22 protein-coding genes and 1 other RNA gene are annotated in these 24,462 nt (G+C 68.3%); 10 read left to right on the top strand and 13 right to left on the bottom strand.

The features are described from left to right. Nucleotides 1-39 precede the first annotated feature (39 nt). Nucleotides 40-627, top strand: coding sequence for a chalcone isomerase family protein (locus AC1DW3_RS10040; protein WP_477930991.1), 588 nt, complete (start codon nt 40-42; stop codon nt 625-627). Between the two features lie 91 nt (nt 628-718). Continuing rightward, a complete protein-coding gene (locus AC1DW3_RS10045; RefSeq protein WP_477930993.1) occupies nt 719-3,037 on the top strand; it encodes an ATP-binding protein in 2,319 nt (772 codons plus the stop codon). On the opposite strand, the gene AC1DW3_RS10050 is transcribed toward AC1DW3_RS10045, so the two are convergent. From AC1DW3_RS10050 to rnpB, 4 genes are all read right to left on the bottom strand, one after another. Beyond that, nucleotides 3,034-3,918 carry a carbonic anhydrase gene (locus tag AC1DW3_RS10050; RefSeq protein ID WP_477930995.1) on the bottom strand — a complete coding sequence of 295 codons (885 nt, stop codon included), beginning with the start codon at nt 3,916-3,918 and terminating at the stop codon, nt 3,034-3,036. The genes AC1DW3_RS10045 and AC1DW3_RS10050 overlap by 4 nt on opposite strands. Nucleotides 3,919-3,948: 30 nt before the next feature. After that, nucleotides 3,949-5,157 (bottom strand): multidrug effflux MFS transporter, encoded by a 1,209-nt coding sequence (locus tag AC1DW3_RS10055; RefSeq protein WP_477930997.1) that lies wholly within the window; start codon nt 5,155-5,157, stop codon nt 3,949-3,951. A 98-nt stretch (nt 5,158-5,255) separates the two neighbouring features. Continuing rightward, complete coding sequence (locus AC1DW3_RS10060) at nt 5,256-6,836, bottom strand: methyl-accepting chemotaxis protein (RefSeq protein ID WP_477931000.1); 1,581 nt, start codon at nt 6,834-6,836, stop codon at nt 5,256-5,258. A gap of 346 nt (nt 6,837-7,182) precedes the next feature. Beyond that, an RNA gene (gene rnpB / locus AC1DW3_RS10065) (RNase P RNA component class A) lies at nt 7,183-7,628 on the bottom strand. Nucleotides 7,629-7,690: 62 nt separating this feature from the next. Between rnpB and AC1DW3_RS10070 the strand changes: the two genes are divergently transcribed. Then, on the top strand, nt 7,691-8,755 hold the full coding sequence (locus tag AC1DW3_RS10070; RefSeq protein WP_477931002.1) for a flavodoxin family protein: 1,065 nt from the start codon (nt 7,691-7,693) through the stop codon (nt 8,753-8,755). A 49-nt stretch (nt 8,756-8,804) separates the two neighbouring features. Then, nucleotides 8,805-9,722, top strand: a complete 918-nt coding sequence (gene cysK, locus AC1DW3_RS10075) for a cysteine synthase A (RefSeq protein ID WP_477931004.1) — start codon at nt 8,805-8,807, stop codon at nt 9,720-9,722. Nucleotides 9,723-9,735: 13 nt separating this feature from the next. Here cysK and AC1DW3_RS10080 read toward each other — a convergent pair whose 3' ends face one another. The 4 genes from AC1DW3_RS10080 to pyrC form a co-directional block, all read right to left on the bottom strand. Continuing rightward, nucleotides 9,736-10,770 (bottom strand): FHA domain-containing protein, encoded by a 1,035-nt coding sequence (locus AC1DW3_RS10080; RefSeq protein ID WP_477931005.1) that lies wholly within the window; start codon nt 10,768-10,770, stop codon nt 9,736-9,738. Continuing rightward, complete coding sequence (locus tag AC1DW3_RS10085; protein ID WP_477931007.1) at nt 10,743-12,200, bottom strand: S1 family peptidase; 1,458 nt, start codon at nt 12,198-12,200, stop codon at nt 10,743-10,745. Before AC1DW3_RS10085 ends, AC1DW3_RS10080 begins: the two co-directional genes overlap by 28 nt. Before the next feature lie 88 nt (nt 12,201-12,288). Further along, a complete protein-coding gene (locus tag AC1DW3_RS10090; RefSeq protein ID WP_477931009.1) occupies nt 12,289-13,143 on the bottom strand; it encodes an NYN domain-containing protein in 855 nt (284 codons plus the stop codon). Then, complete coding sequence (gene pyrC / locus AC1DW3_RS10095) at nt 13,143-14,183, bottom strand: dihydroorotase (RefSeq protein WP_477931011.1); 1,041 nt, start codon at nt 14,181-14,183, stop codon at nt 13,143-13,145. Before pyrC ends, AC1DW3_RS10090 begins: the two co-directional genes overlap by 1 nt. Before the next feature lie 82 nt (nt 14,184-14,265). Between pyrC and AC1DW3_RS10100 the strand changes: the two genes are divergently transcribed. The 4 genes from AC1DW3_RS10100 to AC1DW3_RS10115 are packed head-to-tail and all read left to right on the top strand — an operon-like array spanning nt 14,266 to nt 18,900. Then, entirely contained in the window at nt 14,266-15,390 is a 1,125-nt protein-coding gene (locus AC1DW3_RS10100; RefSeq protein WP_477931013.1) for a hypothetical protein, read from the top strand. Next, a complete protein-coding gene (locus AC1DW3_RS10105; RefSeq protein ID WP_477931014.1) occupies nt 15,390-17,048 on the top strand; it encodes a substrate-binding and vWA domain-containing protein in 1,659 nt (552 codons plus the stop codon). The genes AC1DW3_RS10100 and AC1DW3_RS10105 overlap by 1 nt, the downstream gene beginning before the upstream one ends. A 5-nt stretch (nt 17,049-17,053) precedes the next feature. After that, nucleotides 17,054-17,698 carry a hypothetical protein gene (locus tag AC1DW3_RS10110; protein ID WP_477931016.1) on the top strand — a complete coding sequence of 215 codons (645 nt, stop codon included), beginning with the start codon at nt 17,054-17,056 and terminating at the stop codon, nt 17,696-17,698. Next, the gene (locus tag AC1DW3_RS10115) at nt 17,695-18,900 is read left to right on the top strand and encodes a toxic anion resistance protein (protein ID WP_477931017.1); all 1,206 of its coding nucleotides are present in this window, start codon (nt 17,695-17,697) and stop codon (nt 18,898-18,900) included. The genes AC1DW3_RS10110 and AC1DW3_RS10115 overlap by 4 nt, the downstream gene beginning before the upstream one ends. 143 nt (nt 18,901-19,043) lie before the next feature. Here the strand turns inward: AC1DW3_RS10115 and AC1DW3_RS10120 are convergent, their stop codons facing one another. Continuing rightward, nucleotides 19,044-19,976 (bottom strand): LysR substrate-binding domain-containing protein, encoded by a 933-nt coding sequence (locus AC1DW3_RS10120; RefSeq protein WP_477931019.1) that lies wholly within the window; start codon nt 19,974-19,976, stop codon nt 19,044-19,046. Nucleotides 19,977-20,070: 94 nt separating this feature from the next. On the opposite strand from AC1DW3_RS10120, the gene AC1DW3_RS10125 reads away from it, so the two are divergent. Next, nucleotides 20,071-20,835 carry an SDR family NAD(P)-dependent oxidoreductase gene (locus tag AC1DW3_RS10125; protein ID WP_477931021.1) on the top strand — a complete coding sequence of 255 codons (765 nt, stop codon included), beginning with the start codon at nt 20,071-20,073 and terminating at the stop codon, nt 20,833-20,835. A 54-nt stretch (nt 20,836-20,889) separates the two neighbouring features. Continuing rightward, entirely contained in the window at nt 20,890-21,297 is a 408-nt protein-coding gene (locus AC1DW3_RS10130; RefSeq protein WP_477931022.1) for a nuclear transport factor 2 family protein, read from the top strand. On the opposite strand, the gene AC1DW3_RS10135 is transcribed toward AC1DW3_RS10130, so the two are convergent. Genes AC1DW3_RS10135 through AC1DW3_RS10150 form a run of 4 tightly spaced genes read right to left on the bottom strand, consistent with a single transcriptional unit; the run spans nt 21,294 to nt 24,432 of the window. Next, on the bottom strand, nt 21,294-22,271 hold the full coding sequence (locus AC1DW3_RS10135) for a catalase family protein (RefSeq protein WP_477931024.1): 978 nt from the start codon (nt 22,269-22,271) through the stop codon (nt 21,294-21,296). The genes AC1DW3_RS10130 and AC1DW3_RS10135 overlap by 4 nt on opposite strands. Before the next feature lie 10 nt (nt 22,272-22,281). Continuing rightward, nucleotides 22,282-23,016, bottom strand: coding sequence for an amino acid ABC transporter ATP-binding protein (locus AC1DW3_RS10140; RefSeq protein ID WP_477931026.1), 735 nt, complete (start codon nt 23,014-23,016; stop codon nt 22,282-22,284). A gap of 13 nt (nt 23,017-23,029) precedes the next feature. After that, nucleotides 23,030-23,692: an amino acid ABC transporter permease gene (locus AC1DW3_RS10145; protein WP_477931028.1), complete on the bottom strand. Its 663-nt coding sequence runs from the start codon at nt 23,690-23,692 to the stop codon at nt 23,030-23,032. Continuing rightward, entirely contained in the window at nt 23,692-24,432 is a 741-nt protein-coding gene (locus AC1DW3_RS10150; RefSeq protein ID WP_477931030.1) for an amino acid ABC transporter permease, read from the bottom strand. The genes AC1DW3_RS10145 and AC1DW3_RS10150 overlap by 1 nt, the downstream gene beginning before the upstream one ends. Between the last annotated feature and the right edge of the window lie 30 nt (nt 24,433-24,462).

Consider the following 24,462-nt stretch of genomic DNA (forward strand, 5'->3'; position numbering starts at 1 on the left):
GCCGCGGCCATCCCTATCCCCCCAAGATCAGGAGACTTCATGAAGATGCAGAAAGCGACCCGCTGGATGACCGGCCTGGTCCTCGCCCTGGGTCTGGGCGGTGCCGCCCAGGCCATCGAAGTGGGCGGCCTCAAGTTCGATGACACGGTCAAGGTCGGCGGCAAGGAACTGAAGGTCAACGGCGCCGGTGTGCGCGTGCGCATCGTCGTCAAGGTCTATTCCCTGGTGCTCTATCTGCCCGAAAAGAAGGACACCACGGCCGGCGTGCTGGAAACCACCGGCCCGCGCCGCTTCAGCCTCGGTTTGCTGCGCGAGGTGACCGGTGACGAGCTGGGCCAGGCCTTCATGGCCGGCATCACGGCCAACACCGACAAGGCCGAACGCTCCAAGTTCGTCAACCAGCTCGCCCAGTTCGGCGAGACCTTCGTCAACATTCCTCAAGGCAAGAAGGGCGACGTCATCACGGTGGACTGGGTGCCCGACACCGGCACCGTGATGTTCCTCAACGGCAAGCCCATCGGCGAGCCGATGAAGGACATCGCCTTCTACAACGCGGTGCTGAAGATCTGGCTGGGCGACAAGCCCGTCGACTCTTCGCTGAAGCCCCAACTGCTGGGCAAGGGCTGACGCTCATGCACCACGAAACACGCCACGCCGCCACCGCGTCGTGGCGTGTTTCGCTTTCTGGCAGCCCAACTCATGGCAGCATGACCGCATCTTGAGCCGCAAGCCCTCGTCCTCGCTCTTTGCCGCCCTGGCCCTCGGCGCCAGCATCGGCCTGTTGCTTCCGGCGCTGATCGTCGGCGGCCTCTTCATCGGCCTGCGCGAATCCAAGGTCGCCGAGCAGGCGCTGCAGCGCGACCTCGACGCCAAGCTCGACGTGCTGGCCAGCAGCCTGCCCGAGCTGCTGTGGAATCTGGACGCCGTCGCCGCGCGCGAGGTCGTGTCGGCCATCGTCAAGTCGCCCGAGGTCGTGCGCGTCAGCGTCAGCGACGCGTCCCAGGGCCTGCCCTTCATCGAGAACCACCTGCCCGAGCGCCGCCTGGGCCAGACGCTGACCGGCGAGCGCGACATCCTGCGCGGCGCGACGCGCATCGGCCACATCCAGATCGAGATCGACGACCATCTCAGCACGACGGCCGTGCTGCGCCAGCGCTGGCTCTATGGCGCCACCGTCGGCGGCCAGTTGCTGGCCTCGCTGGCCCTGGTGCTGTGGCTGCTGAACTCGCGCCTGTTCCGCCCGCTGCGCGAACTCGGCGATTTCGCCAACGACCTCGCCGAAGGCCGCTTCAACGCCAAGCTGGAGCACACCCGCCAGGACGAGATCGGCCTGCTCGGCGGCCACCTCGAACACATGCGCGACGCGCTGCAGCAGCAGTTCGATGCCCAGCGCAACCTCATCGAGCGCCTGCGCGGCATGGCCGAGACAGTGCCCGGCGTCGTCTACCAGCTGCGGCTGGCCGTCAACGGCGAGTTCTCCTTCGCCTATGTCAGCGAAGCGGTGCGCGAGTACTTCCTGCTCGGCAGTGCCGAACTCGGCCGCAGCGCGGCGCCCTGGTTCGAGCGCGTGCACCCCGACGACCGCGCCGCCGTGCGCGAGAGCCTGCTGGCCTCCGCACGCAACCTCAGCCCCTGGCAGCAGGAGTTCCGCACCCCGCTGGCCGACGGCAGCGAACGCTGGATCTACGGCAATGCCATCGCCCAGCGCGAGGCCGATGGCAGCGTGCTCTGGCATGGCTTCCTGACCGACATCTCGCGCCAGCGCCGCGACGCGTTGGAGCTGGAGCGCTACCGCCACCACCTCGAGGAGCTGGTCGAAGCGCGCACCGCCGAGCTGGCCGAGGCCACCCAGGCCGCCCAGGCGGCGAGCCTGGCCAAGAGCGCCTTCCTGGCCAATATGAGCCACGAGATCCGCACGCCGATGAACGCCATCATCGGCCTGACCTATCTGGCCCAGAGCGACACCATCGAGCCCGAGCAGCAAAAACGCCTGCAGAAGGTGGCCAACGCGGCCGAGCATCTGCTCAGCGTCATCAACAACGTGCTGGACTTCTCCAAGATCGAGGCCGGCAAGGTCGGGCTGGAGCAGCGCGAGTTCACCGTCGGCGAGGTGCTGGACAACATCGCCAACATGACGACCCAGACGGCCGCAGCCAAGCGGCTGCGCGTCGAGAGCGACGTCGCACCGACCCTGCGCGGCCGCCCGCTGATCGGCGACCCGCAGCGCATCTCCGAGGTGTTGCTGAACTTCGCCGGCAATGCCGTCAAGTTCACCGACAGCGGCTTCGTGCGCCTGGGTGCGCGCCTGGACGAGACCCGGCCTGGCGCCGCACTGACGCTGCGCTTCGAGGTGCAGGACAGCGGCATCGGCATTGCGTCAGACGCGCAGGCGCGGCTGTTCCGCGACTTCGAACAGGCCGACAGCTCGACGACGCGGCGCTACGGCGGCACCGGCCTCGGCCTGGCGATCTGCCGGCGCCTGGCCGAGCTGATGGGCGGCCACGTCGGCGTCGACAGCACGCTGGGCCGCGGCAGCACCTTCTGGTTCACGCTGCCCGTCCAAGCCGCAGCCCATGCCCCGGTGGCGCCGGTGGCGGCCCCGCGGCCGCATTCGGCGCGCGAGCGTCTGGCCGAGCTGGCGCGCGCCCAGCCCCGCCGCCTGCTGCTGGCCGAGGACAACCCGGTCAACCAGGAAGTGGCCGTCGCCCTCATCGGCAGCGCCGGCCTGACGGTGGACGTCGCCGCGGACGGCCAGCAGGCCGTCGACATGGTCAAGGCCGGCGACTACGCCCTGGTGTTGATGGACGTGCAAATGCCCATCATGGACGGCCTGGACGCGACACGCGCCATCCGGCGCCTGCCTGAAGGCGCCGACCTGCCCATCCTGGCCATGACGGCCAATGCCTTCGACGACGAACGCCAACGCTGCCTGGACGCCGGCATGGACGACCACGTCGCCAAGCCCGTCGTCGCCGAGCAGCTGTTCGCCACGCTGCACGACTGGCTGTCCGGGGTCCGCAAAACCCGCCGAGGCTAAGGCGTCCCCAGCGATTCCTTGATGAGGCGCCCCGAGCCGGCCTGCAACGGCCGCGCATTCATCGGATAGAGCTTGGCGAAGATGCCCAGCTGCTGGGCCGTCATGGCGACGGGCTGGCGCAGCACCATCCACAGCACGCCCTCGCTGCAGGGCGGCGTCGTCAGCGATCCCATATAGGTGTAGTAGCCGCGCTCGACGGGCAGCAGCTGGTTCAGGTCGATCTGTACCTGGGCCGCCAAGGCCTCGCCCTTTTCCAGCGGCAGATTGGCCCAGACGGTCTGGATCAGCGGCTGGGGCTTGTTGTCGGGCCCGCGCTCCAGCAGCACGGCGACGACGGCGAGCTTGCCCTGCGCATCCTTGTGCACAAGGTGGGCCACCATGTCGGACTGCTTGCCGTTAACGCGCTCTTCGCTGGGCCGGTGGAAGTGGAACTGCACCAGCTCGTAGCGCCGACCCATCACCGTCAGGCCGTTGCCGGCGCCGACGTTGACCTGGATGGTGTGGCCGTTGTCCTGCACCGAGAAGCTGCTGGCGCGGTAGTCGAAGCTGATCTTCTCCAGCTCGACCGCAATGCCCTCGCGGATGTCGATGGGGCTCTGGCGCGTGCCGACGGCGCAGAGCTTGTTGTCCGGCGCCAGCTCGGCCCAATGATCGGGGCCGACGTCGCCGGCATAGCCCCAGTGCACAGGCTTGGCCGCCTCGGTCTTGGCGGGCTTGCCGGCCTTGGCGGGCGATTTGGCGGTGGCCGCGCCCTCGCCCTTGGTGGACAGGCGCTCCGCCAGGCGCTGGCGCAGCACCTCCACCGGTTCCTTGGGTTCATCTGCCTGCGCAGCCGCGCAGGCGGCCAGCAGCGCGGTGATCAGCCAGCGCTTTTTCATCATGTCGGTGATTTCGGCAAGTGATCGCCAGGCTTAAGTCACGACGGAGCGCCTGACGCCGTACCAGGCCACCAGGCCCACCATCATCAAGCCGGCGGATGTGAGGGCCAGGGCCACCGTCGAATGCATGACCAGGGGCACCAGCACGCCGGCGACGAGGCCGTTGGCGGCCGAGCCGATGCAGGCCTGCAGCGACGAGGCCATGCCGCGGCGCTCGGGCACCTGGTCCAGCACCAGCAGCGTGACGACGGGCACCATCAGCGCCCAGCCGAAGGCGAACAGGCCGACCATGGGCAAGGCCCAGAAGGCGCTCAGCGGCGCGAACAGGTTGAGCAGCACATTGGTGATCGACACAGCCACCATGATGCGAAAGCCGCGCATGATCTGGCGCTTCGCGCTCATCTTGCCGGCCAGCCGGCCGCTGACCGCCGCGCCGGCCATGATGCCGCCGATGGAGCACAGGAAGAACCAGAAGAACTGCTGCGGCGCGAAGTGCAGGTGCTCACCGAGGAAGACCGGCGTCGCCAGCACGTAGAGGAACATGCCGTTGAAGGGAATGCCGCTGGCCAGCACCAGCATCATGAACTTGCGGCTGCTGCACAGCCGCCAGTACTCGCGCATCAGCGCGCCGACGTGGAAGGGCTGGACCAGGCCGGGGTGCAGCGTCTCGGGCAGCAGCCGCCAGTTGGACATCAGCAGCGCCGCACCGACAAAGGTCAGGAACCAGAAGATCGAGTGCCAGTCGGCGTGCACGAACAGGAAACCGCCCACCATGGGCGCGATCGCCGGCGCCACGCCGAAGAAGAGGGTCACCTGGGACATCACGCGCTGCGCGTCCGCCGGCGGGAACATGTCGCGAATGATGGCCCGCGACACGACGATGCCGGCGCCGGCCGACATGCCCTGCACCGTGCGCCAGAACACCAGCTGGCCGATCGAGCCGGCCACCGCGCAGCCGATGCTGGCGCCCGTGAACACCGCCAGGCCGATCAGCACGACCGGCCGGCGGCCGAAGCAGTCCGACAGCGCGCCGTGGAAGAGGTTCATGAAGGCGAAGCCGAGCAGATAGGCCGACAGCGTCTGCTGCATCTGCACCGGCGTCGCATCCAGCGCCGCGGCGATGCCGGCAAAGGCCGGCAGATAGGTGTCGATGGAGAAGGGCCCGACCATGGCCAAACAGGCCAACAGCACGGACAGGGCCCAGCGAGGCGCGCGCCAGAGGCGGCTGGCTTCAGGATTCATCGGGGCGGTCGGGTGGACGTGCTGGCAGCCGCGGGTTGCGGCTGCCAGCGAGTGTATCGACCGATCCCCGCTCTCGGCGTCGCGGGGTTGACGCTGGCTCAGGCGAAGCCGCGTCCCGGCCGCGCCGTCTTGAATTGCGAGATCACATCCAGCAGGCCGGCCGCCTGGTGCTGCAGACTCTCGGCGGCGGCCGCACTCTGCTCGACGAGGGCCGCGTTCTGCTGCGTGCCCTGGTCGATGGAGGCGACGGACTGGTTGACCTGGCCGATGCCGCTGCTCTGCTCGTTGGCCGAGGCGTTGATCTCGGCCATCAGGTCGGTCATGCGGCGCACCTGGCCGACGATGTCGCCCATCGTGGCGCCGGCCTCGCCGACGAGCTGGCTGCCCGCCTCGACCTTCTCTACGCTGGCGCCGATCAGGCCCTTGATTTCGCGCGCGGCCTGGGCGCTGCGCTGAGCCAGCAAGCGCACCTCGCCCGCCACGACGGCGAAGCCGCGGCCCTGCTCGCCGGCGCGCGCCGCCTCCACGGCGGCATTCAGCGCCAGGATATTGGTCTGGAAGGCGATGCCATCGATGGTGCCGATGATGTCGGCAATCTTGCGGCTGGACGCGCTGATCTCACCCATGGTCGTGACGACGCGCTGCACGACATCGCCACCGCGACCGGCCACCTCGGTGGCGGCGCTGGCCAGCTGCGTGGCCTGGCGCGAACTCTCGGCCGTCTGCTGCACGGTGGAGGTCATCTGCTGCATGGACGCCGCCGTCTGCTGCAAGGCGCTGGCCTGCTGCTCGGTGCGGCTGGACAGGTCGTGGTTGCCGCTGGCGATCTCCTGCGACGCCGTCGAGATGCTGTCGGCCGACTGGCGCACGCGGCCGACCATCTCGACCAGGCCGTCATTCATGCGCTTGAGGGCCGCCAGCAGCTGGCCGGTCTCGTCGTTGCTGTCGATGACGATGTGCGAGCTCAGGTCGCCCGACGCCACCGCTTCGGCCAGGTGCACGGCGCGCTGCAGCGGCCGCGTGATGGCATTGCTCAGCGCCCAGCCCAACAGCACGGCGGCGGCCACGGCGGCCAGGCTGACGCCCACCATCAGGATGCGGTCGTTGCCATAGGCGCCCTCCGCCTGCTGCACGCGCAGGACGGCTTGCTGGCTCTCGTAGGTCAGGTAGTCATCGGTCGCCTTCAACAGGGCGGCCAGCAACGGCCGGCATTCGGCGTTCATCTTGGCGATGGCCTCATCGCGCTTGCCGTCCAGCGCCATGCCGACGATGGCCAGCGCCACCGGCCCGTACAAGGTTTCAACGCGCTGCATTTCGCCGAGCAGCGCGTTGTCGCGATCACCCAGATCGCCGGCCTTGGCCAAGGCCTGCTTGAGCTTGGCCATGGATTGCTGCATGTCCTCATGCGCCTTGGTGACGGCGATCTTCTCGACGTCGCGATCGGCTGGCGTCGTCACCAGCACCAGATTGCGCGCCGCGATGGCCCGCCGCGCCGCGGCGTCACGCACATCGTTGACCAGGCGCTCGCGCTCGCCCACGCCCTCCAGGTAACCGGTGAAGCGCCCATTCGAGCGGCTCAAGGAGTTCAGGGACAGGCCCGACACCAGCAGCACGACGGCCGCGAGCAGGGCGAATCCCAGCATCAGCTTGGAACGCAGGCGCAGGTTGTTCAGCTTCATCACAGCACTCCCTTTGGCATGGCCCGTCATGGGGTCGGCATCCGTTGCGGCCAGATCGGATGCCGCGACTTCAATCCGGAACTTCCGGCGATTTCTGAAGGGGAGGAGAAAGAACTGACCGGCACGCGATCCGCCCGGCCAAGCATGAATCGGCCCGGCACCGCCGTTGGCGCCCGTTCTGGCCTGACTCGAGACTCGATCCTCGGTGGTCCGGGATCATCGTTTTTCTCCCCTGCCGGGGCTTTCGCCCGACATGGCGATGCTGCGCCAAACCTAACGCCGTGACAACGTGAAATCTAGCTATCGCCGCGGCACTTTTCCACGGGAGAAAGGTATGAGAAAGAAAGAGTGAAGCAAGCCGATAGGCCGGATTCTGTGCACCGCCCTCCCCTTGCGGTTCGGACGGCGTGACCGCCATTCCTCTGGGCCGGGCATCACTGCCCGGCTCGGTGCCACCTACCCGCCAGCTCTGCGAGCCGCATCAACGCTGGCCTACTTGGTGTTGCTGCGCGTAGAGATTGCCCGTTTCACCTCTGTCGGGCAGAGCCCGACAGAGGTGCTATTCGGTTGGCGCTCTCGCGCCATGGTGCGGGGCTTTCGCCCCACCCCACGCCAGCTTGCGCTGGCGCCGCATAGACCACCCATCGGGGTGTCCCAGCAGAACTCGTCTCTGTTGCTCTGATCCTCGGCTTTCGCCGGGCAGCCGTTAGCTGCTACGCCGCTCTATGCAGTCCGGACCTTCCTCCAGGGCCATGTTTCCATGGTCGCCCCAGCGGCGGTCTGGCTTGCTTCACGGCGCGATTATCGCCGCAGGCATGTGGGTTGCCGGGTGACGGCTCCAAGGAGACGCCCAGATGACTTCACCCGTGAGAACCGGTCAGGCGCAGATCATGGGCCGCCAGGAATTCGGCGAGCAATTCCGCCGGCGCTTCGTCGACCCGGCGTTTGATGCCGAGCGCGAGGCGCTGGCCCGGCTGGAACAGATCGCCTGGGAAGCTTTCGACGAAGGCCGCAAGGCGCCGATCACGGTCAAGGCGGGCGCGGGCTTCGCCGACCCCGACTACGACCTGTCGCGCGAGTGGCGCGACCTGCAGCAGCGGCTGAAGGCGGCTCAGGACGCCTGGGTCTCCTCGCCCTCACGCGTCCTCGTCATCAACGCCTCACCGCGCAACGACGGCAGCTGCCCCGGCGAGATGTCCAAGACCTGGCGGCTCACGCAGCTGGCCCGCAGCGCCTGCGAGGCCGAGGGCATGGCCGTGGACGTACTCGACCTGAGCCGCCTGACCTCCGACTACGACCGCCACATCCACCCCTGCAAGGGCTGCGTGTCCACGGCGATGCCGCTGTGCCACTGGCCCTGCAGCTGCTATCCCAACCACGCGTCGGGCCAGACCAACGACTGGATGACCGAGATCTACGAGCAATGGGTGCGCGCCCACGGCGTGCTGCTGCTGACGCCGGTGCATTGGTACCAGGCCCCCAGCCCCCTGAAGCTGATGATGGACAGGCTCGTCTGCGCCGACGGCGGCAACCCCGACCCGACGTCCACCCAGGGCAAGAAGGCCGAGCTGGCGCGCGAGATGGAGTTGAAGGGGTGGGACTATCCCAAGCACCTCGCCGGCCGCGTCTACGGCCTGGTCGTGCACGGCGACGTGGCCGGCATCGAGGGCACGCGGCGGGCGCTGTCGGACTGGCTGGACTGGATGGGGCTGCTGGACGCCGGCTTCGGCGCGCGGCTGGACCGCTACATCGGCTACTACGGACCCTATGCGACCAGCCATGACGCGCTGGACAAGGACACCGATGTGCAGGAGGAAGTGAAGCGCGCCGCCCGCGCGGTGGCCCTCAGCGTCGGCCTGATGCGCGAGCGCCGCATGCAGCACGGCGATGAGGGCCTGCCCAAGCCCCGCACGAAGTAGGAAACGACTGCTGGCACACTGTTCCGATTCGCAGAACCGGAGCCCACCGATGAAAGCCGCCAGCATCCTCGACACCATCGGCAACACGCCCCACATCCGCCTGCAGCGCCTGTTCAGCGGCGCCGAGGTCTGGGTCAAGTCCGAGCGCGCCAACCCGGGCGGCTCCATCAAGGACCGCATCGCGCTGTCCATGATCGAGGACGCCGAGGCGCAGGGCCGGCTGAAGCCCGGCGGCACCATCATCGAGCCGACCTCGGGCAACACCGGCGTCGGCCTGGCCATGGTGGCCGCGGTGAAAGGCTACCAGCTCATCCTCGTCATGCCCGACAGCATGAGCGTCGAGCGCCGCCGGCTGATGCTGGCCTATGGCGCGAGCTTCGACCTGACGCCGCGCGAGAAGGGCATGAAGGGCGCCATCGCGCGCGCCCGCGAGCTGCTCGAGCAGCATCCGGGCTCCTGGATGCCGCAGCAGTTCGAGAACGCGGCCAACCCGGCCATCCACGTGAAGGCGACGGCGCAGGAAATCCTGAAGGACTTTCCCGAAGGCCTGGACGCACTGATCACCGGCGTCGGCACCGGCGGCCACATCACCGGCTGCGCCCAGGTGTTGAAGGCCGCCTGGCCGCAACTCAAGGTCTACGCGGTGGAGCCCAGCGCCTCACCGGTCATCAGCGGTGGCCAGCCCAGCCCGCATCCCATCCAGGGCATAGGCGCGGGCTTCATCCCGGCGGTGCTGGACACCGCCCTGCTGGACGGCGTCATCCAGGTCGAGGCCGAGGCGGCGCGCGAATATGCGCGGCGCTGTGCCCGCGAGGAGGGCCTGCTCGTCGGCATCTCCAGCGGCGCCACGCTGGCCGCCATCGCGCAGAAGCTGCCCGAGCTGCCCGCGAATGCGCGAGTGCTGGGCTTCAACTACGACACCGGCGAGCGCTATCTGTCGGTCGACGGCTTCCTGCCGCAGACCTGAGCGCGCCGCGGCATCACTCGCTGCCGCTGTCGTCGTCGACGGCACCTTCGTTGTCCTTGCGCGCCTGCTTGGCCAGTTCGGCCTTCAGCGGCTTCAGGGACTCGATCAGCGTCTCCGGCGACTGCGGCGACACCAGACGCAGCGCCGGCGGCGGCAGGCTGGCCAGATAGGGCGGGCCGAAGACGTACTGCTGCTCCTGGCGGCCGCCAACCTGCAGGCCCAGGCCCAGCAGCAGCAGGACCGCGATGCCGCCGTTCAGGATGCGCCGTGCGCCAGGCCAGACGAGGCCGGCATGCCAGGCGATCAGCGTCGCGACGGCCACCGGTGTCGCCAATGACTCCAGCACCATCAACCGCGGCCAGGAGAAGGCATAGGCCAGCGCCGGCAGCAGCCACTCCAGCAGCTGCAGCGCGACGATGACGACGAGGGCGCGGCGCAGATGCGTCGTGAACGGGAAGCGGTGATGGAAGAGCTGGCTGGCCAGCGACCACAGGCCGGCCCAGCCAAGCACGAAGGCCAGCGGGCCCAGCAGCGGCGAGGCGTAGTCGATCCAGCGCGCGTCGGGATCGACGGCGCTCCAACGGTCCAGCCACTGGAAGAACACCATGGACAGCAGCAGCAGCGGCAGCAGGGTCCAATGGCGTACCGGATGGATGACCATCGCCTGCTCCGGGGCCAGCACGTCGGCACTGGTGCGCAGGCGCAGCGAGCAGCCGGCGAGCTGGAAGGCGCCGCCCTCGGGCAGGGTGGCCTGCTCGCCCGCGGCCAGGCGCTTTCCGGCGACGCTGCCGCCGTTGCGGCTGTCCAGCAACCTGAGGCTGACGCCACCGCCGGGCGCGAGTTGCAGCTCGGCATGCTCGGCGGCCAGATGGCCGTCGTCCAGCACGATGTCGCAGGCCGGCGAGCGGCCGATGCGCACCGGCCAGTGCGTCACGCGCTGCACCAGGGCGGCGCGGCCGTCGCGGCCCAGCAGCTCGACGACGGCAGCAGCAGGCGTGGCGAGCGCCACGGCGGCCGGCGTCACTTGGTCTTGCTGCTCTTGGTCCACGCGAAGCCCTCCAGGTAATGCGCAGCCAGCTTGAGCGCGTTGTCGAAGCTGACGCCACGGGCGTCGAAGCGGCCCAGGGCGCCTTCGGTGGGCGAGTCCACCGTCGTCACGAGGACGCTGAGGTCGTGCAGGCCGTCCAGCTTGCGGTAGGCGCGCAGGCAGACGACGGCGCGCAGCGGCAGGACGTCGCCCGGGCCGCTCCGGCTCTGCCGGGCTACCGGAGCCCCCCCGGGGGGTGATGCGGGCTCGCCCGCATCTGGGGGCGGCATCCCTACGAATTGTTCTTTGCAATAGGGCGCGGTGCGGGACTTGTCCGCCGCGCCCAGGCGCTCGTTGCGAAAGCTCCCCGAGTACTGGCGCGCAAAGCGCAGCGCGCCGAGCTTGGTCCCGTCATAGGCCTCGTGGGACATGTCCAGCCAGCCGGTCTGCAGATTGCCGCTGACGAAGAGGGCATGGTCCATGCGGCATTGCGAGCGCTCGAAGTCCAGGCCCTTGGTGTCGGCCGAGGTGCCGCGCCCCCAGCAGCGCATGAAGTCCTGCTTGGGCACCGGCAGGCGGTAGCGGTCGTGGTTGGCGCTCTCCCAGGGGGCGGCGAGGAAGCGGGTGACAAGTTCGTCCTGGTAGCGCGTCAGTTGGTCGCGCAACCGGCCCCAGGCCGCACTGCGGATGGGCTTGGCGGCCAGGCTGCGCTTGACCAGCCCCTCGGCGAACTCGCCCGGCACCAGGAAGCTGACCTGCTGGGCGAACAGCAGCGTCGACACATTGACGCCGACGACGAGGCCGTCCTCGTCCAGCACCGGGCCGCCGCTCATGCCGGGGTTGATGCCGCCGGCGTAATAGATCAGCGGGTCGAAGCTGCGCTCGACCAGGCCGTTGTAGTTGCCCTCGACGACGGCAAAGGCGACGTCGTGCGGGTTGCCCATGGAGTAGATGCGCTCGCCCTTGGCCAGCGGCTGGCTCTGCGGCCTGAAGCCCAAAGCGCCACGGCCCTTCAGCCCTCCGCCCTTGCCGTCATCGACGGCACGCAGCAGCGCCAGGTCGCGGCGGGCATCGAAATCCAGCAGTTCCAGCGCCCCGCCCTGGCCGTCGGTCGTGGCATAGCGCAGCCGGTAGCTGTCGGGCTCCAGCGCGAACTGGCTGATGACGTGATAGTTGGTGACGATGTGGCCGTCGTTGCTGACGAGAAAGCCCGAACCGACCGAGGCCTGGCTGTCCTGGGTCTTCAGCAGCGTGCGGATCTGCAGCAGCTGGCCCTTGCTGCGCTCGTACAGGCGCCGCGCACTGGCCGACACCGTGGGCGGCTGCTGGGCTTGCGGCTGCTGCGGGTTGGGGGCTGCGACAGGCGCGGGCGGCGGCGATTGCGCGCCGGCGACGAGGGCCAGGCCGGCAAGCGCCGCGCCCAGCAGGGACTTCAGACAGGACTTCAGCAAACAAGACCTCCGGTGGAGGCCGCCGATGCTAGCCGCTTTGAGCGCGGCGGCCTCTCGTCAGGGTGCAAGGCCCGTGAAGCTTTCAGGATCATCCGTGGCCGAAGCGGACCTGGTTGGGCTGTTTGGCCGGTTGCAGCTGGAAGGCCTGCGGGTGCTTGCGGAACAGCTTGGTGGCCGGTGCGGACTTGGCCAGCAGGCCGGCGTCCTTCAGCGCCTTGGCGGCGGCCCCGAGGTCATGCCACTGGCCGTCGGCCAGYCTGGGCAGCAGGGCCAGCACGGCGTTGATCTCCTTGGCGGCAGCGACGTTGGCGTCCACCGGCTTGGGCTCGGCCTTAGGCGCGGGCTTGGCCGCGGCGGTCGGCGCGGGCGCGGGCTTCGCGGCCGCGGTGAGGGCCGGCGCGGGCGTCGGCTTGGGCGTGGGCGCAGCAGCCTTGGGCTCAGCCGCCTTCTTTGCGGCCGGCTTGGGCGTGGCGGCCTTGCGAGCCGGCCGTTCACGCTTGGCCGAGGGCTTCGGAGCGGACCGGCCGCTGTCGTGGGCCAGCTCGTTGAACTGGTCGTAGATCTGGATCACGCCGTCGCCCGTCTTACCGTACTGGCCGAAGCCGCGCAGCCAGGCGCCCTTCTCACGCAGCCTCAGCACCAGCGGCGCGAAGTCGCTGTCGGACGACACCAGCACGATGACGTCGGGCTTCTCCGTGATGGCGATGTCCATCGCGTCGACCGCCAGTGCGATGTCGGTGGAGTTCTTGCCGATGGCCAGGTTGACGATGGCACGCAGGCCCAGGCGTTTCATGAAGGCCTGCTGGTGGTGGGCCTGCTCGGCATTGCAGTAGGCGCGGCGAATGTGGACGGCGTCGTAGTCCTTGAAGCACATCTGCAGGGCCTGCTCGATGACGTCGGTAGCGACGTTGTCGAAGTCGACGAGGAAGGCAACTTTCTTCATCAGATCAATTTCCAGTTCAGGGTTTCGCCGCCGCGCAGGGGCTTCAGCTGGGCTTCGCCGAAGGGCACGGCGCTGGGCAGAGTCCAGGGTTCGCGCTTCAGCGTGACGGTGCCGGTGTTGCGCGGCAGGCCGTAGAAATCGGGGCCGTGGTGGCCGGCGAAGGCGTCGAGCTTGTCCAGCGCGCCAATGCCCTCGAAGGCTTCGGCATACAGCTCCAGCGCCGAGATGGCCGTGAAGCAGCCCGCACCGCAGACCGAGCTCTCCTTCAGCTGGGCGGCATGCGGGGCGCTGTCGGTGCCGAGGAAGAATTTGGGCAGGCCCGAGGCCGCGGCCTTCAACAGCGCCTGGCGATGCTCCTCGCGCTTGAGCACCGGCAGGCAGTAGTAGTGCGGGCGCAGGCCGCCGGTGAAGATGGCGTTGCGGTTGTAGAGCAGATGCTGAGGCGTGATGGTCGCAGCCGTGAAGCGGTCGGACGCGGTCACGTACTCGGCGGCTTCCTTGGTCGTGATGTGCTCGAACACCACCTTGAGCTCGGGCATGGCGGCACGCAGCGGCATCATGACGCGGTCGACGAAGACGGCCTCGCGGTCGAAGACGTCGATGTCGGCGTCGGTCACCTCGCCGTGCACGAGGAACAGCAGGCCCTCGCGCTGCATGGCTTCCAGCGTCTTGTAGGTCTTGCGGATGTCGGTCACGCCGGCATCGCTGTTGGTGGTGGCGCCGGCCGGGTAGAGCTTGAGCGCGACGACGCCGGCGTCCTTGGCGCGCTTGATCTCGTCCGGCGGCGTGTTGTCCGTCAGGTACATCGTCATCAGCGGCTGGAAGGCCGAGCCTTCCGGCAGGGCGGCCAGGATGCGCTCGCGGTAGGCCACCGCCTGGGCGGCCGTCGTGACCGGCGGGCGCAGATTGGGCATGACGATGGCGCGGGCGAACTGGCGTGCCGTGTAGGGCAGCACGCTGGCGAGCGCCACCTCGTCGCGCAGATGCAAGTGCCAGTCGTCAGGCCGGGTGAGGGTGAGCTGTATGGGAGCTTGGGTCATAAAACCGCATTGTCGTCGCCGCGCCGCGCCGCGGTGCAGGCACACTGCGCATCTCGCCATTGCAAGGAGCTTGCTTCCCCCCATGAACACCCCGAAACGACTGGCCGGCACCCTGGTCCTGTTGGCCCTGTTTGGCGGCGCGCTGTTTTTTGCGCTGCGCGCCAATGACGAAACCAAGCAGATCGCACAGGAGCAGGCGGCCGTCGCGAGCGCCGAGCCGCTCAAGGGGCTGATCGCCGTCGACGTGGAGGCGTTCTTCAAGGATGAGAGGGTCAGCAAGGTCCTGAACCAGGGCAAGCTGCCGGTGCAGGTGGCCCGCGTGGGCAGCCGCGACATGGCGGCCAAGATAGGCGCTGCCGACCAGCCCGACTTCTTCATCGCCAGCGGCGTGGTGGCCGCCAACATGATTGCCGACGCCGCCCGCAAGGCCGGCAAGACGGCCACGCAGACCTCACCCTTCCACACGCCGCTGGTCGTCGCTTCCTGGGAGCCCGTCGCCAAGATCCTGGCGACCAATGGCATGGCCAAGGCCATGGCACCCAAGGTCTACAGCCTGGACATGGAGAAGCTGACCCAGGCCATGCTGGCCAAGCAGCGCTGGCGCGACCTGAAGGGCAGCGGCGACTACGCGGTGTCGCGCAGCGTGCTGGTGAGCACGACCGACATCCGCCGCAGCAACTCGGCCGCCATGTATCTGGCGCTGACTTCGGCGGCGCTGAACGGCGACGTGGTGGCCGACCGCACGGCAGCGCAGAAGTACGCGACGCAGCTGGCCGAGCTCTTCAAGCGCCAGGGCTTCCAGGAGAACTACGTCAACGGCGCCTTCGACGACTATCTGTCCATTGGCATGGGCAAGACGCCGCTGACCTTCATCTACGAGGCCCAGATGGTGGCCCAGGCGCAAAAGGGCGGCGTGCGGCCCGAGATGGTGCTGATGTACCCGCAGCCCACCATCGTCAACAAATGGGTGCTGGTGGCGCTGAACGAGCGCGGCAAGCAACTGGCCGAACTGCTGGCGACGAACAAGACGCTGCAGGCCGTGGCGCTGGAGCAGGGTTTCCGCACCGGCGACACGGCCGCGTTTGCCGCCGCCACGCAAAAGGCCGGCCTGGCCGTGGACGTGAAGATGAACCAGGTCATCGACCCGCCGGGCTTCGACCTGATGTTTGAAATGATCGACATCGTCAGCCGGGAGATGAACCAGTGATGCGCCGTGCCCTACTGCTGTTGAGCTTCACGCTGCTGGCCGCCTGCGGCAAGAAGCCGGAGCCTGATGCCCCCGCCGCACCTGCCCCGACAGCGCAGGCCAGCTCTACGCTGCAGGTGCTGGCCACCAGCGACCTCAAGGACATCGAACCGCTGGCCGCCCAGATCAAGGCTGCCACCGGTGTGGACGTGCAGTTCCGCTTCGGCGGCACGATGGAGAGCACCCAGGAGGTGCTCAGCGGCGACAGCGGCAGTGCGCCCAAGCCCGACGTGGCCTGGTTCGCCAATGCCAAATACCTGCTCAGCGACGCGGCCGGCCAGGGCAAGGTCAAGCTGCAGGAAAAGATCATGCTGTCGCCCATGGCGGTGGGCGTCAGCAAGAGCGACGCCGCCAGGAACGGCTGGGACAAGCCCGATGCGAAGCTGACCTGGGCCGACATCGCGCGCGCCGCCAAGGCGGGCAAGCTGCAGTACGCGCTGTCCAACCCCGCCACCAGCAACCAGGGCTTCATGGCCTTGCTGGGCGTGGTGGCCGCGGCCGGCGGCAAGGGCGAGGCGCTGAGTGCCGCCGACGTGGACCGCGGCGCGATTGCCGACTTCCTGAAGGGCTACAGGATCGTCGGCGACAACTCGACCTATCTGGCCGAGCAGTTCATCAAGGGCCAGGGCACGCGCGCCAACGCCTTCATCAACTACGAGAGCTGGCTGCTGACGCTGAACGCCAGCGGCAAGCTGCGCGAGCCCCTGCACCTGATCTACCCTTACGAAGGCGTGGCCACGGCCGACTACCCCTTCATGCTGCTGAACGACGCGCGCCGCGCCGACTACTTGAAGGTTGTCGAGTACCTGAAGGGCGACACCGCCCAGTTGTGGCTGGCGCGCCAGACGCTGCGCCGCCCGATGCGGGCCGAGGTGGCTGCCAAGGTGGCCGACATCCTGCCGGCGCGCGGCTTCCAGGTCGAGCTGCCCTTCTCGCCCGACCGCCAGCTGGCCGACGGCCTCATCGACGCCTACCTCAACGAGTTCCGCAAGCCCATCGCCAGCACCTTCGTGCTGGACACCAGTGGCAGCATGCAAGGCAAGCGGCGCGAGCAGCTCGTCGAGGCCATCCACTACCTGGCGGGCGCCGACGTGTCGCTGACCGGCCGCGTCGCCAAGCTGACCAACCGCGAGCGGCTGTGGTTCCTGCCCTTCAGCGACCGCCCGCGCACGCCGGTGGCTTTCGAGATCCCGGCCGGCAGCAAGGTGGCCAAGGGCGTGCTGCCCCAGGCCGACACCGAGGCCAAGCGGGCCGAGCTGCAACGCGTGCGCGACGCCGCCGACGAGCTGAAGATGGCCGGTGGCACGGCCCTGTACGACGCCGTGCTGGCCGGGCTGCAGCAGATGCTGGAGGAGCGCAAGCGCAACCCCGAGTACCAGTACTCGGTCGTCGCCTTCACCGACGGCAAGAACAACATGGGCCGCAAGCTCGAGGACTTCAAGCGCGCCTACGAGCAACTGCCCGAGGACGTGCGCGGCATCCCCGTCTTCATGGTGCTGTTCGGCGAGGCCCAGGAAGGCGACCTGAAGGAACTGGTGAGCATCACCGGCGGCCGCGTCTTCGACGCGCGCAAGACGCCGCTGTATGCGGTGTTCAAGGACATCCGGGCGTATCAATGAACGGCGTGATTCGATGGCTCAACGCGCCGGCCAACTGGTGCGGCCTGCTGGCGGCAACCGGTGTATTGGTGCTGAAGGCGCTGGGCTTGCTGGGCGGCTGGGGCATCGGCGTGGCGGCACTCGGCTATGTCGCCGGCTTGGTCGGCGGCTCGCTGTGGTGGGGCTGGCCCACCACCAAGGAAGACGCCTGGGAGGCGCTGAACTTCGAGGACGAGGGCGACGCCCGCGAGGCGATGGGCCGGGCGCTCAGCGGCGTGCGCGGCCTCACCGAGCACAACCCCGGCGGCCGCATTCCGGCGCCGCTGGCCCAGCGCATCAAGCAGCTCTGCCAGCGCCTGGAAGGCCTGCTCGACCAATGGGAGCGCAGCAAGGGCCAGCTCAGCCTGCAGGAGACCTTCCATGCCCGCCACATCGCCATCAGTTATCTGCCGCAGGCCCTGAACACCTACCTCAGCATCCCGGCCCAGTTCGCCACCACCAAGCTGCTGGCCAATGGCAAGACGGCCCAGACCACTTTCGAGGGCGTGCTGGCCGAGCTGGAGACCAAGGTCGAGCAGCTCGGCGACGATCTCGCCTCGCAGGACGCCCAGGCCTTCCTGCGCCACAGTGAATTCCTGAACCAGAAGTTCGGCAACAAGGACATCGCATGAATACGACGACCACCGCGACCGCCACCCCCACGTTCACGCTGACTCCGCCCGAAGTCATCACGCCGGTGCAACCGGTCCAGGCCGTCGAAGCCGTGCCGCTGAAGGCCGATGTCGCCGACAAGGTCGACGAGCAGGTGCAGCGCTTCATCGAGGCGCTCGAGAAGGAAGACCTGCACAGCGAGCCCTTCAAGGCCAAGCTGGACAGCGCCTTCCAGCTCGGCCGCCAGGAGATCAGCGTGGCCGCCGGCCTGATGCAGGGCAGCCTGATGCAGCGCAACTTCGTCGGCGCGACGGACACGCCGGCCTACAAGGCCATCGCCGCCATCCGCGGCCARCTGGACGAGCTCAACCCCGGCAAGGACGGCGACCTGCTGCAGCCGCGCAAGCTGCTCGGGCTGATCCCCTTCGGCAACAAGCTGGAGGCCTATTTCCGGCGCTTCCAGTCCGCCAGCTCGCAGCTGCAGACGGCCATGACCCAGCTCTATGCGGCCAAGGACGACATCCAGCGCGACGTCGTCGACATCGAGGCCACGCGCGCCAAGCTGTGGGATGCGATGCAGAAGCTCGCCGGCGCCGCGCGCTTCGCCCGCGTGCTGGACGAGCGCCTGGCCACGCGGGTGCAGCAGCTGCAGCCCACCGACCCGATGAAGGCCAAGGCGCTGGAGCAGGAGGTGCTGTTCTACGCCCGCCAGAACCTGGCCGACATCCAGACCCAGCAGGCCGTCTGCGTGAACGGCTACCTGGCCCTGGACGTGCTGAAGAAGACCGGCCGCGAAATGATGATCGGCTGCGACCGCGTGGCGACGACGGGCATGAGCGCCCTGGCCGTGGCCCAGACCGTGGCCCGCGCCACCGGCAACCAGATCGAGGTCATGCAGATGCTGCAGGGCGTCAACAAGACCATCGGCGACCTGATCCAGCAAACCGGCACGGCGCTGAACCAGCACGTCGACGCGACGGCCGAGTTCTCGGCCAACCCCATGCTGGGCATCCAGCAGATCCAGTCCATGTTCGACCAGACCTTCCAGGCCATGGACGCGATGGACAACTTCCGCAGCAAGGCCATCGAGACCATGGGCACCAACAACAAGCTCATCCAGGAGCAGCTGCAGCGCTCCGAGGGCTATCTGGACCGCGTGCGCCAGCAGCAGGCCAAGGCGGCCGTGGCCGGCTCGGCCATCGAGGGTCCGGTCAAGCTATAGGGAAGCGCTGAACAAGTCCTCACGCGCGGCGCATCCCTGCTTTGGGCGGTCTGCTGCGTTGCAAATCCTCGCCATAGCCAAGCTATGGCTGTGGTTTGCGCCTTGCAGCCCATCCCAAACCAGGGCGCGCCACATCGCGGGACCTATTCAGCGCTCCCCTGGGCATCAAGCCGGTCGGCCAGCCGGCCCGCCAGCCAGTCCATGAACACGCGCACCCGGCGCGGCGTGTGGCGGCGCTGACTGAGCACCAGGCGCACCGGCAGCGGCGCGGCATCGAAACCCTCGAGCAGCTGCACCAGGCGGCCCTCGGCCAGCAGATGGCGCACGCCCTGGAGGGGGAACTGCGCCACGCCGGCGCCGGCCACCGCGGCGGCCTGGTAGGCGTCGGTGTTGTTGACAGTGACGCGTGACGGCAGGGTCAGCGTGTGCTCCTGCCCGCTGGCGTCCACCCAGTCGAAGCGCGGTCGACGGTCGGCCCAGCTCTGGCTGTAGTGCACCAGGTAGTGGCCCTGAGTGACCAGGTCCTCCGGCGTGGCCGGCGTGCCGTGCGCGGCGAGGTAGCCGGGGCTGGCCACGTTGACCATGCTCATCTGGCCCAGCGGCCGCGCCACCAGCAGCGGGTCGTGCACGGCACCCACGCGCAGCACGCAGTCGAAGCCCTCTTCCACCAGGTCCACGCGGCGGTCGGTGCAGCTCAGCTCCACCGTCACGCCGGGGTGGGCGGCCAGGAATTCCGGCAAGGCCGGCAGCACAGCGTCCAGGGCCAGGCGCACCGGCATGTCCACGCGCAGCCGGCCACTGAGCTGCTGGTCCTGCTGGAACAACGCCTCGATCTCGCCCGCGTCGGCCAGCAATGCCCGGGCGCGCTCGGCCAGCAGCTCGCCGTCCGACGTCAGGCTGACGCGCCGCGTCGTGCGCTGGAACAACCGCGTGCCGAGCTGCGCCTCCAGGTCGCGCACGACCTGGCTGACCCGGCCCTTGGGCAGGCCCAGCTCGTCGGCCGCGCGGCTGAAGTGCGCCAGTTCAGCCACCTGCAGGAAGACACGCAGCGCGGCGAGGTCCAGATTGGATGCCATTCGAAGCACAGTCATTTCAGTTACGGCCACTTTATCCATTTCCGCGCGAACAATAAATTTCAGTCCGTCCCAATCTTTCCCTGACGGAGCTGACATGACTTCTTCCTCCTCCCCCATCACCCTGATCACCGGTGGCAGCCGCGGCCTGGGCGCCCAGATGGCACTGTCCCTGGCCCGCGACGGCCACGACATCGTGCTGACCTACCGTGAAGCCGCGGCGGCCGCCGACGCCGTCCTCACCCAGATCCACGCCCTGGGCCGCCGCGCCCTCGCCCTGCCGCTGGACGTGGCCGACCCGACCAGCTTTCCCGCCTTTGCCGAGCGCGTCAGCGCGGGCCTGAAGGCCTGGGGCGCGACCCAGCTCGATGGCCTCATCAACAACGCCGGCACGGGGGCCCATGCCAGCTTTGCCGAAACGACTTCGACCCAGTTCGACAGCATGGTCGCCATCCACCTGAAGGGCCCCTTCTTCCTGACCCAGGCCCTGCTGCCGCTGCTGGCCGACAACGCCCGCGTGCTGAACATCTCCAGCGGCCTGGCCCGCTTCACGATTCCCGGCTACGCGGCGTATGCAGCCATGAAGGGCGCGATGGAGGTGCTGACCCGCTACCAGGCTAAGGAGCTCAGCAGCCGCGGCATCCGCGTCAACACGCTGGCGCCAGGCGCGATCGCCACCGACTTCGGCGGCGGCGCCGTGCGCGACAACGCGGAGCTGAACCGATTCGTTGCGTCCGTCACCGCGCTCGGGCGCGTCGGTGAAGCCGACGACATCGGCGGCGCCGCCGCAGCACTGATGCGCCCGGGTGCCGGCTGGATCACCGGCCAGCGTGTCGAAGCCTCGGGCGGCATGTTCCTGTGAATCCGCGCGGCGGGGCAACGCGTACTGGCGGTTACCTCAACACAGGAGACCGCCATGACGACAGCAAACCCGACCGCCGTGGTTCAGTCCATGTACGCCGCCTTCGGCCGCGGCGACGTCGAAGGGCTGCTGAGCCTGTGCAGCGACGACGTCGACTGGACCATGCTGGGCAGCATAGCCCTGCCCTATATCGGCCAGTTCAAAGGCAAGCAGGCGTTGCTGCGCTGGTTCGGCCTCGTCGCCGAGTTCGACGACATCCAGGCCTTCGAGCCGCGCGAGTTCTTCGCCGGCGAGGACCACGTCACCGTGCTGGGTTGGGAGCGCACGCGCGCCAAGCCCAACGGCGGCGTGTTCGAAACGCCCTGGGTGCACCTGTTCACGCTGCGCGACGGCAAGGTCGCGCGCTTCGTCGGCCTCTACGACACGGCGGCTGCCCAGGCGGCGCAGCAGGCCCGCGCCTAGGCCGCGCCGCGCACCTGCTGGCTGCTGAAGTAGGCCACCTTGCGGGCGCGCATGACCTCGCCCAGCGGGCGGTGCGCGGCCAGGGACTGCCAGGGGTCGAAGACACCGGCCTCGACGAGGACGATGAAGTCGGCATCGGTCGACGGCGCGTCCAGCGTGAGTTCCGCCACGTCGACAAAAGGCGCGATGGGCTCGGGCCATTCGACGGACGCGTCCTCAAGGGGCGTGCGTGCCTCGTCGACGAAGAACTGCAGCTGCAGCCGGTACTTCAGCGGCCCCGCGGCGGCCTGGGCGGTGAGATCACCGGCCCAGTCGCCATTGACTTCGGCGCGCGGTTTCAGGCCGGCCGGCGGCAGCAGGCGCACCTTGACGGCCGCCGGGCCGCAACTGATGGGCAACGTGCTGGCAAAGGCCTCGGTCGCGAAACCCGTGAAGGGCTTGCCGGCCGTCGCGGCCAGCTTCTTCAGCTGCTTGAAGCCGCCGACCAGGCCGAAGGTCTTGAACACCCAGCCCAGCAGCGCGCCCGGGCTGCGGCCGGCGGCCAGCACGAGGCCGAAGAAGTGGCGGCTGTCGGGGAAGGCAAACGCCGTCTGGTTGATCAGCGACAGGTCCTGGTGGTCCGTGCGTCCGCCCAGGGCGGCTTCGCCCTCGACACCGAAGACGCGCATCGCGAAGCCGCGGATGTCGGGCCGGCGGTTGCTCTGCCTGTCCATCGCGCCATTGGACAGGCGCACCCAGACCTCATGCATGCCCGGCGCTGCGAACAGCCCATGGCGGGCCTGCTCGGGCAGGCCGTCCAGCACACGCAGCCGGCCGCGCACGGCGGCCAGGGGCTTGCGGTGCAGGGCGCGGCCAGCGCCGAAGCGCTCGTCCTTGCGCTTCTGCATCTCGGCCATGGCCTTCGCAGCCTCGGCGTGCCGCACCGCCTCGTCAGCGCCGATGATCTCTTTCCAACCGGTGCCAACGCTGCTCATAAGGCTTTCCTCAGTGTTGGAGGATCTTCGCCAGGAAGTCCTTGGCGCGCGGCGAGCGCTCCTCGGGCTTGGTGAAGAAATCGCTGCTGCTGCAGTCCTCGATGATCTTGCCGGCGTCCATGAAGATGACGCGGTTGCTGACGCGCTTGGCGAAGCCCATCTCGTGGGTCACGCACATCATGGTCATGCCCTCGTGGGCGAGCTGCACCATCACGTCCAGCACTTCGCCGACCATCTCGGGGTCCAGCGCCGAGGTGGGTTCGTCGAACAGCATGACGATGGGGTCCATCGACAGCGCCCGCGCGATGGCCACGCGCTGCTGCTGGCCGCCGGACAGCTGGCCGGGGAACTTGTCCTTGTGGGCGGACAGGCCGACGCGGTCCAGCATCTTCAGGCCGCGCGTCTTGGCGTCGTCCGCCGAGCGGCCCAGCACCTTGATCTGGGCGATGGTCAGGTTCTCCGTCACCGACAGGTGCGGAAACAGCTCGAAATGCTGGAACACCATGCCGACGCGCGAGCGCAGCTTGGGCAGGTTGGTCTTGGGGTCGGCAATGGAGATGCCGTCGACGACGATGTCGCCCTTCTGGAAGGGCTCCAGCGCGTTGACGGTCTTGATCAGCGTCGACTTGCCCGAGCCCGACGGCCCGCAGACGACGACGACCTCGCCCTTCTGGATGGTGGTCGTGCAGTCGGTCAGCACCTGGAAGGCGCCGTACCACTTGGAGATGTTCTTGATGTCGATCATGGTGATGCTCGGCTCAACGAATGATGGCGATCTTCTTCTGCAGGCGGCGCACGAGCTGCGACAGGCCGAAGCAGATGACGAAATAGACGATGGCGGCGACGAGGTAGGTCTCGACCGGGCGGTTGAAGTTCTTGCCCGCGACCTCGAAGCCCTTCAGCAGGTCGTACATGCCCACCGCATAGACCAGCGACGTGTCCTGGAACAGGATGATGGTCTGCGTCAGCAGCACCGGCAGCATGTTGCGGAAGGCCTGCGGCAGCACGACGTAGCGCATGCTCTGGCCATAGGTCATGCCCACCGCATAGCCGGCATTCACCTGGCCCCGGGACACGCTCTGGATGCCGGCCCGCATGATCTCGGAGTAGTAGGTGGCCTCGAACAGCGTGAAGGTGATGAAGGCCGACGCCTCGGCGCTGACCGGCACGACCTTGGGGATCAGCAGGAAGAACCACAGGATCACCATCACCAGCGGGATGGAACGCAGCGTGTCCACATAGACCGCCGCCGGCGTGGCCAGCCAGGGCTTGCCGGACAGCCGCATCATCGCCAGCACCGTGCCGAGCACGATGCCGCCGATCATCGAGACCAGCGTCAACTGGATGGAGAACCAGAAGCCCTTGGCGATGAAGCTCTGGATGACCGCCCAGTTCAGGAAGGAATAGTCGAGGTTCAGCATCACTTGCCTCCCGACTGGCCGGGGATGCGCACGCGCGCCTCGATGAACTTGGCGACGCGGTTGACGGCGAACGCGGAAACGAAATACAGCAGCGTGACGGGGATGAAGATCTCCTCGAAATGAGACGTCTCTTCAGAGGCCTGCTGCGCAAACTGCGCCAACTCGGGAATGCTGACCGCGAAGGCCACGGCCGAGTTCTTGACGATGTTCATGCTCTCGCTGGTCAGCGGCGGGATGACGATGCGAAACGCCATCGGCAGCAGCACGAAGCGGTAGGTCTGGGGCAGGGTCATGCCCACGGCCAGGCCCGCATAGCGCTGGCCGGTCGGCAGCGTGCGGATGCCGGCCTTGACCTGTTCACCGATGCGCGCGCTGGTGAAGAAGCCCAGCGCCAGCACCACCAGCACCGACGAAGGAACTTCCTTGAGTACAGGAATGAAGGCGGGCAGCACGTGGTACCAGAGGAAGACCTGCACCAGCAGCGGGATGTTGCGGAACAACTCCGTCCACGCCTCGCCGAAGCGCGCCAGCCATTTGTTGGGTGCCGTGCGCGCGATGCCGATCAGCGAGCCCACGACCAGCGCGAGCAGCAGGGCCAGCACCGAGACATACAGCGTCCAGCCCCAGGCATTCAGCATCCATTGCAGATAGGTCTGCTCCTTGCCCCCGGGGCCGAAGCAGCCGGCGACGGCCTCCCCGGTGGCGGTGTCATTGCAGTAGAACTGCCAGTCCCAACTCATGGCCCTCTCCTCAAGCCTTGCATCTAAAGC

It is taken from the genome of Roseateles sp. P2_H4 (assembly GCF_056403315.1).

Coding starts and splice junctions, on each gene's coding strand:
- AC1DW3_RS10055 (WP_477930997.1), bottom strand. CDS start 5,157: ATGAATCCTGAAGCCAGCCGCCTCTGGCGCGCGCCTCGCTGGGCCCTG.
- AC1DW3_RS10135 (WP_477931024.1), bottom strand. CDS start 22,271: ATGAGCAGCGTTGGCACCGGTTGGAAAGAGATCATCGGCGCTGACGAG.
- pyrC (WP_477931011.1), bottom strand. CDS start 14,183: ATGACCCAAGCTCCCATACAGCTCACCCTCACCCGGCCTGACGACTGG.
- AC1DW3_RS10060 (WP_477931000.1), bottom strand. CDS start 6,836: ATGAAGCTGAACAACCTGCGCCTGCGTTCCAAGCTGATGCTGGGATTC.
- AC1DW3_RS10140 (WP_477931026.1), bottom strand. CDS start 23,016: ATGATCGACATCAAGAACATCTCCAAGTGGTACGGCGCCTTCCAGGTG.
- AC1DW3_RS10100 (WP_477931013.1), top strand. CDS start 14,266: ATGAACACCCCGAAACGACTGGCCGGCACCCTGGTCCTGTTGGCCCTG.
- AC1DW3_RS10125 (WP_477931021.1), top strand. CDS start 20,071: ATGACTTCTTCCTCCTCCCCCATCACCCTGATCACCGGTGGCAGCCGC.
- AC1DW3_RS10145 (WP_477931028.1), bottom strand. CDS start 23,692: ATGCTGAACCTCGACTATTCCTTCCTGAACTGGGCGGTCATCCAGAGC.
- AC1DW3_RS10040 (WP_477930991.1), top strand. CDS start 40: ATGAAGATGCAGAAAGCGACCCGCTGGATGACCGGCCTGGTCCTCGCC.
- AC1DW3_RS10130 (WP_477931022.1), top strand. CDS start 20,890: ATGACGACAGCAAACCCGACCGCCGTGGTTCAGTCCATGTACGCCGCC.
- AC1DW3_RS10150 (WP_477931030.1), bottom strand. CDS start 24,432: ATGAGTTGGGACTGGCAGTTCTACTGCAATGACACCGCCACCGGGGAG.
- AC1DW3_RS10070 (WP_477931002.1), top strand. CDS start 7,691: ATGACTTCACCCGTGAGAACCGGTCAGGCGCAGATCATGGGCCGCCAG.
- AC1DW3_RS10050 (WP_477930995.1), bottom strand. CDS start 3,918: ATGATGAAAAAGCGCTGGCTGATCACCGCGCTGCTGGCCGCCTGCGCG.
- AC1DW3_RS10105 (WP_477931014.1), top strand. CDS start 15,390: ATGCGCCGTGCCCTACTGCTGTTGAGCTTCACGCTGCTGGCCGCCTGC.
- cysK (WP_477931004.1), top strand. CDS start 8,805: ATGAAAGCCGCCAGCATCCTCGACACCATCGGCAACACGCCCCACATC.
- AC1DW3_RS10120 (WP_477931019.1), bottom strand. CDS start 19,976: ATGGCATCCAATCTGGACCTCGCCGCGCTGCGTGTCTTCCTGCAGGTG.